This is a genomic window from Streptomyces sp. NTD107 (assembly GCF_059510435.1).
In genome coordinates, this window is the sequence record NZ_JCAJZV010000006.1 from 352,916 (window position 1) to 366,759 (window position 13,844).

12 protein-coding genes are annotated in these 13,844 nt (G+C 73.5%); 8 read left to right on the top strand and 4 right to left on the bottom strand.

Going from position 1 to position 13,844, the window contains the following annotated elements; translation table 11 throughout:
* Positions 1 to 4: 4 nt before the first annotated feature.
* Positions 5 to 685, bottom strand: a complete 681-nt coding sequence (locus tag AC5WRL_RS15610) for an MBL fold metallo-hydrolase (protein WP_496089105.1) — start codon at positions 683 to 685, stop codon at positions 5 to 7.
* 190 nt (positions 686 to 875) lie between these two features.
* Here AC5WRL_RS15610 and hrcA point away from each other — a divergent pair, with 190 nt between their 5' ends.
* From hrcA to AC5WRL_RS15625, 3 genes are read left to right on the top strand one after another with little or no spacing between them, the layout of a single operon-like run.
* Complete coding sequence (gene hrcA / locus AC5WRL_RS15615) at positions 876 to 1,892, top strand: heat-inducible transcriptional repressor HrcA (protein WP_496089106.1); 1,017 nt, start codon at positions 876 to 878, stop codon at positions 1,890 to 1,892.
* Entirely contained in the window at positions 1,893 to 3,035 is a 1,143-nt protein-coding gene (gene dnaJ, locus AC5WRL_RS15620; protein ID WP_496089107.1) for a molecular chaperone DnaJ, read from the top strand.
* Complete coding sequence (locus AC5WRL_RS15625; protein ID WP_496089108.1) at positions 3,032 to 3,778, top strand: 16S rRNA (uracil(1498)-N(3))-methyltransferase; 747 nt, start codon at positions 3,032 to 3,034, stop codon at positions 3,776 to 3,778. Before dnaJ ends, AC5WRL_RS15625 begins: the two co-directional genes overlap by 4 nt.
* A gap of 78 nt (positions 3,779 to 3,856) precedes the next feature.
* Here AC5WRL_RS15625 and AC5WRL_RS15630 read toward each other — a convergent pair whose 3' ends face one another.
* Together AC5WRL_RS15630 and AC5WRL_RS15635 are read right to left on the bottom strand one after the other, a co-directional pair.
* Positions 3,857 to 3,967 carry a methionine/alanine import family NSS transporter small subunit gene (locus AC5WRL_RS15630; protein ID WP_496089109.1) on the bottom strand — a complete coding sequence of 37 codons (111 nt, stop codon included), beginning with the start codon at positions 3,965 to 3,967 and terminating at the stop codon, positions 3,857 to 3,859.
* Positions 3,964 to 5,505 (bottom strand): sodium-dependent transporter, encoded by a 1,542-nt coding sequence (locus AC5WRL_RS15635; RefSeq protein ID WP_496089110.1) that lies wholly within the window; start codon positions 5,503 to 5,505, stop codon positions 3,964 to 3,966. Before AC5WRL_RS15635 ends, AC5WRL_RS15630 begins: the two co-directional genes overlap by 4 nt.
* A gap of 133 nt (positions 5,506 to 5,638) precedes the next feature.
* Here AC5WRL_RS15635 and AC5WRL_RS15640 point away from each other — a divergent pair, with 133 nt between their 5' ends.
* From AC5WRL_RS15640 to AC5WRL_RS15660, 5 genes are all read left to right on the top strand, one after another.
* Positions 5,639 to 8,797, top strand: a complete 3,159-nt coding sequence (locus AC5WRL_RS15640; protein ID WP_496089111.1) for a S41 family peptidase — start codon at positions 5,639 to 5,641, stop codon at positions 8,795 to 8,797.
* 43 nt (positions 8,798 to 8,840) lie between these two features.
* Positions 8,841 to 9,200 (top strand): histidine triad nucleotide-binding protein, encoded by a 360-nt coding sequence (locus AC5WRL_RS15645; protein ID WP_496089112.1) that lies wholly within the window; start codon positions 8,841 to 8,843, stop codon positions 9,198 to 9,200.
* A gap of 13 nt (positions 9,201 to 9,213) precedes the next feature.
* Positions 9,214 to 10,119, top strand: a complete 906-nt coding sequence (locus tag AC5WRL_RS15650; RefSeq protein ID WP_496089113.1) for a ribonuclease Z — start codon at positions 9,214 to 9,216, stop codon at positions 10,117 to 10,119.
* A 20-nt stretch (positions 10,120 to 10,139) separates the two neighbouring features.
* The gene (locus AC5WRL_RS15655; protein WP_496089114.1) at positions 10,140 to 11,690 is read left to right on the top strand and encodes a glycoside hydrolase family 43 protein; all 1,551 of its coding nucleotides are present in this window, start codon (positions 10,140 to 10,142) and stop codon (positions 11,688 to 11,690) included.
* A gap of 96 nt (positions 11,691 to 11,786) precedes the next feature.
* Positions 11,787 to 12,452 (top strand): SDR family NAD(P)-dependent oxidoreductase, encoded by a 666-nt coding sequence (locus tag AC5WRL_RS15660; protein WP_496089115.1) that lies wholly within the window; start codon positions 11,787 to 11,789, stop codon positions 12,450 to 12,452.
* A gap of 7 nt (positions 12,453 to 12,459) precedes the next feature.
* On the opposite strand, the gene AC5WRL_RS15665 is transcribed toward AC5WRL_RS15660, so the two are convergent.
* A complete protein-coding gene (locus AC5WRL_RS15665) occupies positions 12,460 to 13,785 on the bottom strand; it encodes a family 4 glycosyl hydrolase (RefSeq protein ID WP_496089116.1) in 1,326 nt (441 codons plus the stop codon).
* Positions 13,786 to 13,844: the final 59 nt, after the last annotated feature.

Sequence of the window (13,844 nt, forward strand, 5' to 3'; positions counted from 1 at the left end):
GCCGTCATTGTGCCCCGGCGCGCGCGGCGAGAGCCTGGCGCTGGGCACGTACGAACGCGGCGTCCACCACCGCGCCGTGCCCCGGTACATAGCGCGCCCCGGGCCCGCCCAGCTCCAGCAGCCGGTCCAGGGCCGCCGGCCAGGCGGCGAGATCCGTGTCGGGGCCCGCCTGCGGTTCGCCCGACTCCTCCACCAGGTCGCCGCAGAAGACGATGTCGTCCACCTTCACCGCCACATCGGAGCGGCTGTGGGCCGGGCCCAGCGGCACCAGGGTCACCGTCCGGCCGCCGCCCAGATACAGCGTCAGCTTCTCCTCCACCGGCCGCGCCCGTACCCGCGACAGCGCCGCCGCCCCCTCCGCGGCCTCGTGCTCCGGCATCCCGTGCCGTACCGCGTCCGCCGCCAGCTCCACCGGATCGCCCACCGTTCCGTACACCCGTGCCCCGGGGTAACCGCCCGCCCCCAGCGCATGATCGAAATGCGGATGCGTCAGCACCACCCACCGCACCGGCAGCCCCAGCAGCCCGCGCAGCTCCGCCCGGATCTCCCCGGCGACGGCCGGGGACGGCCCCGCGTCGATCAGCAGCAGGCCGCGCGCCCCGGCGATCGCCCCCACCGTCTCGTCCCAGCCGGACAGCCGGATCCGCAGCACACCCGGTGCCAGCTCTTCCCAAGTGGTCTCCATCCTGCGAAGTTAACGTCACGGAGCGGGGCATGCTCTGCCTTACGGGGCCACACCCGCGATACCGTCGGGCGGTCGCGCTTTCCCTGGCCTTGCTACCCGGCCGTACACTGGACCAGGGATTGGCACTCGGAGTGGATGAGTGCCAGGACGGCACTTACGGAAAACGCGGCCGGACGGGAGGTGTCGCTGCATGCTCAGTGAACGCAGGCTGGAAGTGCTGCGAGCCATCGTCCAGGACTATGTCGGCACCGAGGAGCCGGTCGGCTCCAAGGCGCTGACGGAGCGGCACAACCTCCGGGTGTCCCCGGCGACGGTGCGCAACGACATGGCGGCGCTGGAGGAGGAGGGCTACATCGCCCAGCCCCACACCAGCGCCGGGCGGGTGCCCACCGACAAGGGCTACCGGCTCTTCGTCGACAAGCTCGCCGACGTGAAGCCGCTGACCGCCGCCGAGCGGCGCGCGATCTCCAGCTTTCTGGAGGGCGCCGTCGACCTCGACGACGTGGTGGGCCGTACGGTACGGCTGCTGGCCACCCTCACCCGGCAGGTCGCCGTGGTGCAGTACCCCTCGCTGAGCCGCTCCACGGTGCGGCACGTCGAGCTGCTGTCGCTCGCGCCGGCCCGGGTGATGCTGGTGCTGATCACCGACACCGGGCGGGTCGAGCAGCGCATGGTGGACTGCCCGGCGCCGTTCGGGGAGACCTCGCTGGCCGATCTGCGGGCCCGGCTGAACAGCCGGATCGTGGGGGAGCGCTTCGCCGAGGTGCCCAGGCTGGTGCAGGACCTGCCCGAGTCGTTCGACAACGAGGACCGGGGCACGGTTTCCACGGTGCTGTCCACCCTGCTGGAGACCCTGGTCGAGGAGACCGAGGAACGGCTGGTCATTGGCGGCACCGCCAATCTGACCCGGTTCGGCCAGGACTTCCCGCTGACGATCCGGCCGGTGCTGGAGGCGCTGGAGGAGCATGTGGTGTTGCTCCGGCTGCTCGGCGAGGCCAAGGACACGGGTATGACCGTGCGCATCGGGCATGAGAACGCTCATGAGGGGCTGACCTCCACATCGGTCGTGGCGGTCGGCTACGGTTCCGGTAACGAGGCGGTCGCGAAACTGGGCGTGGTCGGACCGACCCGCATGGACTACCCCGGAACGATGGGAGCGGTGCGCGCAGTGGCACGGTACGTCGGACAGATCCTCGCGGAGAATTAAGTGGCGACGGACTACTACGCGATCCTGGGCGTGCAGCGTGATGCCTCACAGGACGAGATCAAGAAGGCTTTCCGCCGGCTGGCGAGGGAGCTGCATCCGGATGTGAATCCGGACCCCAAGACGCAGGAGCGGTTCAAGGAGATCAACACCGCGTACGAGGTGCTCTCCGATCCGCAGAAGAAACAGATGTACGACCTCGGCGGGGACCCGATGGGCCCCGGCGGCGGGGCGGGCGCGGCCGGCTTCGGCGGCGCGGCCGGCTTCGGGAACTTCTCCGACATCATGGACGCGTTCTTCGGCACCGCGCAGCAGCGCGGCCCGAAGTCCCGCACCCGGCGCGGCCAGGACGCCATGATCCGGCTGGAGATCGACCTCAAGGAGGCGGCCTTCGGCACCACCAAGGAGATCCAGGTCGACACCGCCACCGTGTGCAACACCTGCAACGGTGAGGGGGCGGCCCCCGGGACCTCCGCGCAGACCTGTGACATGTGCCGGGGCCGGGGCGAGGTCTCGCAGGTCACCCGCTCGTTCCTGGGGCAGGTCATGACCTCGCGGCCGTGCCCGCAGTGCCAGGGGTTCGGCACGGTCGTTCCGACCCCGTGCCCGGAGTGCGCGGGCGACGGCCGGGTACGGTCGCGGCGCACGCTCACCGTGAAGATCCCGGCCGGTGTCGACAACGGCACCCGGATCCAGCTGGCGGGCGAGGGCGAGGTCGGCCCGGGCGGCGGGCCCGCCGGCGACCTGTACGTGGAGATCCGGGAGACCGCGCATCCGGTCTTCCAGCGGCGCGGTGACGATCTGCACTGCACGGTGACCATTCCGATGACGGCGGGGGCCCTGGGCACCAAGGTGCCGCTGGAGACGCTGGACGGCACGGAGGAGGTCGACATCCGGCCGGGCACCCAGTCCGGGCAGTCGATTCCGCTGCACGGCCGGGGCGTGACCCATCTGCGCAGCAACGGGCGGGGCGATCTGATCGTCCACGTCGAGGTGCAGACCCCCTCGAAGCTCGATCCCGAGCAGGAGGAGCTGCTGCGGCGGCTGGCGAAGCTCCGGGGCGAGGAGCGTCCGCTCGGTCAGTTTCAGCCGGGGCAGCAGGGGCTCTTCTCGCGCCTGAAAGACGCCTTCAACGGCCGCACATGACGGCGCCGGTCTTTGTGACGGACGCGCCGCTGGCGGGGGTGGCGGCTGGTTCCGCCCTCACGCTGGACGGCGCCGAGGGCCGGCACGCGGTGTCGGTGCGGCGGCTGCGGGCCGGCGAGGAGATCGTGCTCACCGACGGCGCGGGCACCGGGGCGCTGGGTACGGTCGCGGCCGTCGAGGGCAAGGACCGGCTGGTGGTGGCGGTGGACGCGGTACGCGCCGAGCCGCCGCCCGCCCCCCGGATCACGGTGGTGCAGGCGCTGCCGAAGGGTGATCGCGGCGAGCTGGCCGTGGAGACCATGACCGAGACCGGTGTGGATGTGATTGTGCCCTGGTCGGCCGCCCGCTGCGTCACGCAGTGGAAGGGCGAGCGCGGCACGAAGTCGCTCGGCAAGTGGCGGGCGACGGCGCGCGAGGCCGCCAAGCAGTCGCGCCGGCTGTGGATCCCGCAGATCCCCGAGCCGATGACGACGGCGGCGGTGGCCCGGCTGCTGGCGGACGCGGCGTTCGCCGGGGTGCTGCACGAGTCGGGCACCGAGCCGCTGGCCGGTGCCGCGCTGCCCGCCGGGGGCGACATCGTCCTGGTGGTGGGCCCGGAGGGCGGGGTCGCGCCGCAGGAGCTGGAGGCGTTCGCGGCGGTGGGGGCGCGGCCGTACCGGCTGGGGCCCACCGTGCTGCGTACCTCCACGGCGGGGACGGCGGCGGCGGCGCTGCTGCTGACCCGGACCGGGCGCTGGGGCTGACCGGCAACGGTCGCGCATGCCGGAGGCCGCCGTCCTGGAAGGGACGGCGGCCTCGGTGCGTCACGGTGCCGGTCGCGATCAGTCGTCCGGGGTGTCCGGGTGCCGGGTGAGCTTGATGATCGCGCCGATCATGCCGCCCCAGACGATGACCATGGCGACGGTCATCATGATGATGGCTCCGGTGGTCATCGCGGATCCCCCTTCGTCAGCAGGTCAGGGTCGGTGTCGTCGGTGAGCGCCGGGCTGGGCCGGCGCCAGGGGACGAGGGCGAGCACGATCCCGGCGAGCAGCGCCGCCAGTGCCACGCCCCAGCCCGCGTAGAGCAGGAAGGAGGTCGGCAGCTCCTCGTAGTTCTCCCTGATGTTGCGGACCAGGTTGTCGACCATCATCCAGCCGAGCACGATCGGGGTGATGACGCCCAGGCAGATCTTCCACCAGCGGCCGAGCAGGATCGCCGAGGTGGCGTCCGCGTTCGCCTGGAGCATCGGCAGTTTGCGGGCGATCCAGCTCACCATGATCAGCAGCACCAGAGCGGCCAGCGCGATGCCGTACTGGTTGATGAAGTTGTCGGCGGCGTCCAGGAAGTACAGCCCGCCGTCGGTGGCGAACAGCACCACGGAGACCACGGCCGTCGCGCCGCCCACCGCCAGCACCGCCCTGGTGCGGCTGACGCCGGTACGGTCCTCCACGGCGGCCACGATGACCTGCACGATGCTGATCAGCGAGGTGAGCCCGGCGATCACCAGCGAGCCGAAGAACAGCACGCCGAACACCTGGCCGAACCACATCTCGGAGATGATCTGCGGGAAGGCGATGAAGGCGAGCCCCACCCCTCCGCTCACCACCTCGTGGACGCCGACCCCGGCCTGCCCGGCCATGAAGCCGAGCGCCGCGAAGACGCCGATGCCGGCCAGGATCTCGAAGGAACTGTTGGCGAACCCGGCCACCATCGCCGATCCGGAGAGGTCGGAGCGGCGGTTGAGGTACGAGGCGTAGGTGATCATGATGCCGAAGCCGATGGACAGCGAGAAGAAGATCTGTCCGTAGGCGGCCACCCACACGCCGCCGTTGGTGAGGGCACCCCAGTCGGGCTGGAAGAGGGCGTTGAGTCCGTCCGCCGCGCCGGGCAGGGTCACCGCGCGGATGACCAGGGCGCCGAAGAAGAACACCAGCAGCGGAATGAAGATCTTGTTGGCGCGTTCGATGCCGCGCCGCACGCCGAGGCCCAGAATGACCAGCACGACGATCCAGATGGCGATCAGCGGCCAGGCCACGCCGGGCACGAACGCGCCGATGGTGCCCGGCTCGTCGGCGACGTTCAGAAAGTCGTTGCTGAAGAAGGAGCTGGGATCGTCTCCCCACGCCTTGGTGAAGGAGAATCCGACATAGCGCAGCGACCAGGCCAGGATCACGGCGTAGTAGGAGGCGATGACGAAGCAGATCGCCACCTGCCACCAGCCGATGAACTGGGTGGGGCGGTACAGCGCGCGCAGTGCGGCGGGGGGCGAGGCGCGGTATTTGCGACCGATCGTGTATTCGAGGATCAGCAGGGGAATTCCGGCGGTGAGCAGCGCGATGAGATAAGGCAGCAGAAAGGATCCGCCGCCGTTGTCAAAGGCGACTTTGGGGAATCGCCAGATGTTTCCCAGTCCGATGGCTGACCCGATCGCGGCCATGAGAAACCCGAGGCGGGTTCCCCATTGTTCGCGAGGCGGCTGGTCGGTCATGTGGTGAGCGTCCTTTATTGTGCTTGTCCAACTGCGCGAACCGTACCAGTGTGATCAAAGTACGGCATTCGCTGTTCAGCCAGCGGGACGGACGCTGGTGACAGGAAGGCGGCGGAGGGCTACGGTCCGGTGGATGAGCAAGCCTTTCTACGCACGATTTCCGCATGTGTACGGCGAGTTGGTGACCTTCGTCGCCGAGGACGATGTGTGGGTGGCCGCACTCGACGGCGGCCGGGCCTGGCGGATCAGCGCGGACCACGCCCCCGCCGACCACCCCCGGATATCCCCCGACGGCCGCCGGGTCGCCTGGACCTCCTGGCGGGACGGCACCCCCGAGGTCTACGTCGCGCCGATCGACGGCGGCCCGGCCCGGCGGCTCACCTGGTGGGGCCACGGCACCACCTCGGTACGCGGCTGGTGCGGCCCCGACGAGGTACTGGTGGTCAGCGCGGCCGGCCGCCCGCACTTCGCCTGGACCTGGGCCCACGCCGTACCGGCGGACGGCGACGGCCCGCCCCGTACCCTCCCGTACGGCCCGGCCGGCTTCGCGGCGTACGGGCCGGACGGCGCGGTCCTGCTGCGCCCCGGGCGGCTGGGGCGCGGCGACGCCGCCTCGTGGAAGCGCTACCGGGGCGGCTCGGCCGGCAAGCTGTGGATCGACCGGGCCGGCGACGGCGCGTTCGTCCGCGTCCACGAAGACCTCGACGGGAACATCGAGTACCCCCTGTGGCACGGCGACCGCATCGCCTTCCTCTCCGACCACGAGGGCACCGGCGCCCTGTACTCCTCCCGACCCGACGGCGCGGAACTGCGCCGGCACACCCCGCTCGGCGGCGCCTACGCCCGGCAGGCGGCCGGCGACGGCGTACGGATGACCTACGCCGCGTACGGCGAACTGTGGCTGCTGGACGATCTGGCGGCGGGCACCGCGCCACGCCGCCCGGAGATCACGCTGGGCGGGCCGCGTACCGGGCGCCGGGTCCAGCACCCGGCCGCCGCCGACCACCTCACCGCCGCCGCCCCCGACCACACCGGAGCCGCCAGCCTGGTGGAGACCCGGGGCGCCCTGCATCTGCTGCCGCACGGCCGCGGCCCGGTCCGGGCGCTGGCCGCCGCACCCGGCGAGCACGCCAGGCTGGCCCGGATCGCCGGCGACCGCGCGCTGTGGATCACCGACGCGCCGGGCGAGGACGCCCTCGCCGTACGTCCCCTCGGGCCGGAGGACGACCACACCCCGCCCACCCTGATCGGCGCCGGCGAACTCGGCCGGGTGGTGGAACTGGCCGTCGCCCCGGACGGCAGCCGCGCCGCGCTCGCCACCCACGACGGCCGGCTGCTGCTCGCCGATCTCGCGGCCGGCACCGTACGGGAGCTGGACCGCGGCCCGCACGGCCCGGTCAGCGGGCCGGTCTTCTCCCCGGACTCGGCGTGGCTGGCCTGGTCCCACCCCGGGCCCCGCCCGCTCCAGCACCTCAAGCTCGCCCGGCTCGCCGACACCACCGTCATCGACGCCACCCCGCTGCGCTTCCGCGACTACGCGCCCGCCTTCACCCACGACGGCCGGCATCTCGCGTTCCTCTCCGAACGCAGCTTCGAACCCGTCTACGACTCCCATGTCTTCGAGGTCTCCTTCCCTGTGGCCGCCCGGCCGCATCTGCTGACGCTGGCCGCCGACGTGCCCTCGCCGCTCGGCCCCGTGCAGCCGGGGCCCGCATCCGGGGGCACCGAGGTCCGGGTGGACACGGCGGGCCTGGACCAGCGGGTGGAGCCCTTCCCGGTGCCCGCCGGACGGTACGGCGCACTGCGCGCCTACGACGGCGGTGTGCTGTGGCTCTCCCACCCCGTCACCGGCTTCGACGGCACCTACATCAGCCTGGGCGAACCGCCCCGCCCCGAACTGACCCTGCACCGCTTCGCGCTGGACGGCGCGGACGGGGCGGCGGCCGAGGAGTTCGCCACCGGGGTCGCCGACTACGCCGTCAGCGGCGACGGGCGGCGCGCCGTCCTGCGCACCGGCGACGGCCTGCGCGTCCTGCCGCTCACCGGCGACGGGGACCCGGAGCAGACCCCCGAGCTGTCCCGGATCCGGCTCACCGTCGACCCCGCCGCCGAATGGCACCAGATGTACGCCGAGGCCGGCCGGCTGATGCGGCAGCGGTTCTGGCGCGCCGACCTGGCCGGCGTCGACTACGCCGCCCAGCTGGACCGCTACCGGCCGCTGCTGGACCGGATCGGCAGCCAGAGCGACCTGGTGGACGTGCTGTGGGAGGTGCAGGGCGAACTCGGCGCCTCGCACGCCTACGTCATCCCCGCCGCCGTGCGGCCGGCCCGCCCGCAGGGCCTGCTCGGCGCCGACCTGGTGCGCCGCGAGGACGGCCGCTGGCAAGTGGCCCGGGTGCTGCCCGCCGAACCCTCCGACCCGCGCGCCCGCTCCCCGCTGGCCGCGCCCGGCGTCGCCGTCCGCGTCGGCGACACCATCACCGCGGTGGACGGCCACCCCGTCGACCCGGCGACCGGCCCCGCACCGCTGCTGGCCGGCACCGCCGGGCAGCCCGTACAGCTGACCGTCCGCCCGGCCGACGGCGGCCCCCTGCGGCACCCCGTGGTCGTACCGCTGCCCGATGAGGAGCCGCTGCGCTACCACGACTGGGTGACCGGGCGGCGCGCCGCCGTCGCCGAACTGTCGGGGGGCCGGCTCGGCTATCTGCACATCCCGGACATGATGGGCGACGGCTGGGCGCAGCTGCACCGGGACCTGCGGCTGGAGACCGCGCGCGAGGGGCTGGTGGTGGATGTCCGGGGCAACCGGGGCGGCCACACCTCCCAGCTGGTGGCCGAGCGGCTGGCGCGGCGGGTGCTCGGCTGGGAGTTCCCCCGGCTCGGCGAGCCCGAGACCTACCCCTCGCACGCCCCGCGCGGCCCGCTCGCCGTGCTCGCCGACGAGTTCTCCGGCTCGGACGGGGACAAGATCAACGCGGCGGTACGGCTGCTGGGCCTCGGCCCGGTGATCGGGGTACGCACCTGGGGCGGGCTGATCGGGCTCGGCGGCCTGCCCCGGCTGGCGGACGGCACCCAGGCCACCCAGCCCTCGTTCGCCTCCTGGCTGGACGGCGGCTTCGGCTTCGGCGTGGAGAACCACGGCGTGGACCCGGACATCGAGGTGGTGCGCCGCCCGCAGGACTGGGTCTCCGGCGCCGATCCGCAGCTGGCCGAGGGCGTACGGCACGTGCTCGCCGCGCTCGCGCAGCGGCCCGCGTCCGTACCGCCGCGGGTCCCCGGGCGCTCCCGGTAGCATCCGGGGGACCGACGACCAACGCACCGAGGAGAGCCCGGCGATGGCGGGAGAAGCCCAGGCGGACTGCCTGTTCTGCAAGATCGTGGCCGGTGAGGTGCCGGCGACCGTCGTCCGCGAGACGCGGACGACGGTCGCCTTCCGGGACATCAACCCGCAGGCGCCCACCCATGTGCTGGTGGTGCCGCGCGCCCACTATCCCGACGCGGGCACGCTGGCCGCCGCCGACCCGCAGCTGACGGCCGATGTGCTGCGCGAGACGGCGGCGGTCGCGGCGCAGGAGCACATCGACGCCGGCGGCTACCGGGTGGTGCTCAACACCGGCGCGGGCGCCGGGCAGACCGTCTTCCACGTGCACGCCCATGTGCTGGGCGGGCGCGGCTTCGAGTGGCCGCCCGGGTAACGGGGCGGCCGGCATGTCCGTACGCGAACTGGTGATCCTCGGCACCGCAAGCCAGGTGCCGACCCGGCGCCGCAACCACAACGGCTATCTGCTGCGCTGGGACGGCGAAGGGCTGCTGTTCGACCCGGGGGAGGGCACCCAGCGGCAGATGACGCACGCCGGGGTGTCCGCCACCGAGCTGACCCGGATCTGTATCAGCCACTTCCACGGCGACCACGCGCTGGGGCTGGCCGGGGTGATCCAGCGGATCAACGGCGACGGCGTGCCGCATCCGGTCCGCGCGCACTATCCGGCCAGTGGCCAGGTGTACTTCGAGCGGCTGCGGTACGCGACGGCCTATCAGGAGCGGGCCGTCATCGAGGAACACCCGGTGCGGGCGGACGGCGTGCTGGACGCGGGGCCGCGCTTCACGCTCTCGGCGGCCCGGCTGTCGCATCCGGTGGAGTCGTTCGGCTACCGGCTGGTGGAGCCGGACGGCCGCCGGATGCTGCCGGAGCGGCTGGCGGCGGCCGGCATCCGGGGGCCGGACGTACGGCGGTTGCAGCGGGAGGGTGAGCTGCACGGGGTGCGGCTCGACGAGGTGAGCGAGCCGCGGCCCGGTCAGCGGTTCGGGTTCGTCATGGACACCCGGCTGTGCGAGGGCGTGTACACGCTGGCGGCCGGCTGCGATCTGCTGGTGATCGAGGCGACCTTCGCGGACGAGGACGCCGACCTGGCCGAGAAGTACGGTCATCTGACGGCCGGCCAGGCCGGCGCGGTGGCGGCGGAGTGCGGGGTACGGCACCTGGTGCTGACGCACTTCTCGCAGCGGTACCACGACCCGGCCGCGCTCGGGGCACAGGCCCGGGCGGCGGGCTACCCGGGCGAACTGACGGTGGCCGAGGACCTGGACCGGATTCCGGTTCCCGGGCGGCTGTGACCCATGAGGAAAGGTGCGCCATGAAGGCAGCGTCGGCCGGCGGTTGGGCGGGCGGTACGTTCAGCAATCCGGTGATCCCCGGATTCCATCCCGATCCGAGCATCTGCCGGGTCGGCGAGGACTACTACCTCGCCTGTTCCAGTTTCGAGTACTTCCCCGGGGTCCCGGTCTTCCACAGCCGGGACCTCGTGCACTGGGAGCAGATAGGCAATGTGATGGAGCGGCCGGCGCAGTTGCGGCTGCCGGACAGCGCACCCTCCTCGGGTGGCGTGTACGCGCCGACGCTGCGGCACCACGACGGCCGGTTCTGGCTGATCACCACCGATGTCTCGCACGACGGCAATGTGCTGTTCACCGCCACCGACCCGGCCGGGCCCTGGTCGGACCCGCTGCCGCTGCCCGGCGTGAAGGGCATCGACCCCGATCTGGCCTGGGACGAGGACGGCCGCTGCTGGGTCACCTCCGCCGGGATCAGCCAGATCGCCATCGACCCCGACACCGGGCAGACCATCGGCGTGCCGAAGCGGCTGTGGTCCGGCACGCCGGGGGCCAAGGCCCCGGAGGCGCCGCATCTGTACCGGATCGGGGAGTTCTGGTACCTGCTGATCGCCGAGGGCGGCACCGAACGGGGCCACGGCATCTCGATCGCGCGCGGCCCGGCGCCGTACGGGCCGTTCGAGCCGTGCCCGGCCAACCCGATCCTCAGCCACCGCAGCACCGACGCCGAGATCCAGAACACCGGGCACGGGGACCTGGTCCAGGCCCCGGACGGGTCGTGGTGGCTGGTGTTCCTCGGGGTGCGGGCGGGCGGCGGCAGCCCGGGCTGGCACGTACTGGGGCGCGAGACGTTTCTGGCGCCGGTCAGCTGGAGCGACGACGGGTGGCCGGTCGTCGGCGAGGCGGCGCCGGTGATGGCGGCGCCGCCCTGGCCGCCGAAGCCGGTGCCCGTACCGCCGGTACGGGACGACTTCGACGCGGCACGGCTGGGCCCGGGGTGGCTCTCGGTGCGGTCCAGGCCCGAGGGGTACTTCTCGACGACCGAGCGGCCGGGCTGGCTGACGCTGCGCGCCCGGGGCGCGGGTCTCGACGATCCGGCGGTCACCTTCGCCGGGCAGCGGCAGCGGGACCTCTCGTGCCGGGCGCGCACGCTCATCGACCCGGGGGTCGGGCGGGGCGGGCTCGCGGTGCGGCTGGACGAACGGCACCACTACGCGGTGGAGGTGGCGGGCAGCAAGGTGCGGGTGGTCGCACGGATCGGGCCACTGCGCCGGACGGTCGCCGAGCGGCGGGTGCCGGGCGATGGCGGGCCGGGCGGGCCGGGCCGTCCCGTGACGCTGCGGATCGAGGCCGGCGGGTCGCCGGAGAGCTGGGACCCGCGGCAGGGCCCCGATGTGCTGCGGCTCGGAGTGGAGGAGCCGGACGGGGAGTTCGCGGTGCTGGCCGAGCTGGACGGCCGGTATCTGTCCACCGAGGTGGCGGGCGGCTTCACCGGCCGGGTGATCGGCCTGTACGCGGCGGAGGGCACGGTGCGGTTCGACTGGTTCGACCTCGCGGCCGGCGAGAAGGCGTAGCGCCGCGACGCGGGTGGTGGGCGGGTCGGCGGGGCGGGTGATCGGCAGCGCGGCGGCTTGACCTTGACACCGGTGTCAGGCCCTAGCGTCGGACCCATGAGCGGAGCGGTGATCATCGGGGCCGGCCCCGGCATCGGGGCGGCGGTGGCGCGGAGGTTCGCCCGGGAGGGGGTGCCGGTCGCGCTGGTGGCGCGGGAGCGGCGGACGGTGCGGGAGGCGGCCCGGGGACTCGGGCCCGGGCCCGTACTGCCGCTGACCGCCGACAGTACGGACGAGGCGGCGCTGCGGGGGGCGCTGGACGCGGCGGTCGCCGAGTTCCGGGTGCCGGACGCCGTCGTCTACAACGCGGCGCTGGTCCGCCCCGACACGGTCGGCGGGCTGACCTCCCGTGAACTGCTGGCGAGCTGGGCGGTGAACGTGGGCGGCGCCCTGACGGCCGCCGCGCACGCCCTGCCGGCGATGGCGGCGCGCGGCGGCGGCAGCTTCCTGCTGACCGGCGGGATGCCGGAGCCGAAGCCGGCCTATGCGAGCCTGTCGCTGGGCAAGGCCGGGGTACGGACGCTGGCCCGGCTGCTGGACCAGGAGTACGGCGCCCGCGGCATCCACGTGGCGACGGTGACGGTGGACGGCCCGGTCGCCCCGGGCACCCCGTTCGACCCGGACCGGATCGCCGCCCACTACTGGCGGCTGCACCGCCAGCCACCCGCCGAGTGGGACCACGACGTGCGTTTCACCGGGGAACCGGTACCGCGCACCCCCTGACCGTGGGTCAGCCGGTGGACTCCGCCAGGATCCGCGCCGCCGTCGTGGGGGAGTCGATCAGGGGGTGGAGGGTCAGGGCGCGGAGGGCCGCCTCCCGCGAGCCGGTGACCGCCGCCTCGATGGTGGCGCGTTCCACCGCCTTCAGCTGGAGCATCAGGCCCAGCTCCGCCAGCCCCGGGGAGATGGCCGGCACCGGGTGGGCGCCCTGCGCGTTCACCTCGCAGACCGTTTCGATGACGGCGTCCGGCGGCAGCTGGGGCAGGGTGTCGGCGTTGCGGACGTTGAGGATGAGGCGGGTGGTGCGGTCGGTGGCGATCGCGCGCATCAGGGCCAGGGCCACCTGCTCGTAGCCGCCGCCGTCCAGATCGCAGCTGTCGCGCGGCGCCGCGTCGCCGGCCGCCGCGCGGGCGTCCGCCCCGTAGGTCTCCTCGCGCTCCAGGCGGGTACGTTCCCACCGGGCATGCACTCTTTCCGGTGAATCGACCTCGGCCAGCGCCGCCGCGAAGAAGCCGCCCTGCTGCCGCGCCAGGAACTCGCCCCGGGTCTCGTCCGCCGCCCGCGCGGCGGCCAGGGTCTCGCGGCGGAAGTAGTAGTAGTGCAGATACTCGTTGGGCAGCGCCCCCAGCGCCCGCAGCCAGCCGGTGCCGAACAGCCGGCCCTCCTCGAACGAGCCAAGCGCCGCCTCGTCGGCCAGCAGCCCCGGCAGCAGTTCCTCGCCGTGCAGGGTGAGCGAGTGCAGCCAGCCCAGATGGTTGAGCCCGGTGTACGCGTAGCCGACGGCCGCCGGGTCGGCGCCCGCCGCCCGGGCCGCCCGCCGCACCAGGCCGACCGGCGAGTCGCAGATGCCGATCACCCGGTGCCCCAGCACCGAGGACATCGCCTCGGTCACCGTCCCGGCCGGGTTGGTGAAGTTGATGACCCACGCGCCCGGCGCCACCGCCCGCACCCGCTCGGCGATCCGCAGCGCCTCGGGGACGGACCGCAGCCCGTACAGCACCCCGCCCGCGCCGACCGTCTCCTGCCCCAGCACCCCGGCCGCCAGCGGCACCCGCTCGTCGCGCACCCGGCCGGCCACCCCGCCCACCCGGATCGCCGAGAACACGAAGTCGGCGCCGGTCAGCGCCGCGTCCAGGTCGGTGGTGGCGCGTACCGCGACGGCGCCCGCGCTCCGCGCCGCCTGCGCCGCCAGCACCGCCCCGATCACCCGCAGCCGGCCCGCATCCGGGTCGTACAGCGTCACCTCGGTGCACCGCGCCGGTCCTTCGTCGCCCAGCAGCGCGCGGTATACCAGGGGGACGCGGAATCCGCCGCCGCCAATGATCGCCAGCCTCATGCACGGCAACGTACACGTACGGACGTACCGTGGAGGCGCGTACGTACCAGGAGCACGAG

Excerpts from the sequence above, each read along its gene's own strand:
- AC5WRL_RS15610 (WP_496089105.1), bottom strand. The coding sequence starts at position 685 with ATGGAGACCACTTGGGAAGAGCTGGCACCGGGTGTGCTGCGGATCCGG.
- hrcA (WP_496089106.1), top strand. The coding sequence starts at position 876 with ATGCTCAGTGAACGCAGGCTGGAAGTGCTGCGAGCCATCGTCCAGGAC.
- AC5WRL_RS15625 (WP_496089108.1), top strand. The coding sequence starts at position 3,032 with ATGACGGCGCCGGTCTTTGTGACGGACGCGCCGCTGGCGGGGGTGGCG.
- AC5WRL_RS15630 (WP_496089109.1), bottom strand. The coding sequence starts at position 3,967 with ATGACCACCGGAGCCATCATCATGATGACCGTCGCCATGGTCATCGTC.
- AC5WRL_RS15635 (WP_496089110.1), bottom strand. The coding sequence starts at position 5,505 with ATGACCGACCAGCCGCCTCGCGAACAATGGGGAACCCGCCTCGGGTTT.
- AC5WRL_RS15640 (WP_496089111.1), top strand. The coding sequence starts at position 5,639 with ATGAGCAAGCCTTTCTACGCACGATTTCCGCATGTGTACGGCGAGTTG.
- AC5WRL_RS15645 (WP_496089112.1), top strand. The coding sequence starts at position 8,841 with ATGGCGGGAGAAGCCCAGGCGGACTGCCTGTTCTGCAAGATCGTGGCC.
- AC5WRL_RS15650 (WP_496089113.1), top strand. The coding sequence starts at position 9,214 with ATGTCCGTACGCGAACTGGTGATCCTCGGCACCGCAAGCCAGGTGCCG.
- AC5WRL_RS15655 (WP_496089114.1), top strand. The coding sequence starts at position 10,140 with ATGAAGGCAGCGTCGGCCGGCGGTTGGGCGGGCGGTACGTTCAGCAAT.
- AC5WRL_RS15660 (WP_496089115.1), top strand. The coding sequence starts at position 11,787 with ATGAGCGGAGCGGTGATCATCGGGGCCGGCCCCGGCATCGGGGCGGCG.
- AC5WRL_RS15665 (WP_496089116.1), bottom strand. The coding sequence starts at position 13,785 with ATGAGGCTGGCGATCATTGGCGGCGGCGGATTCCGCGTCCCCCTGGTA.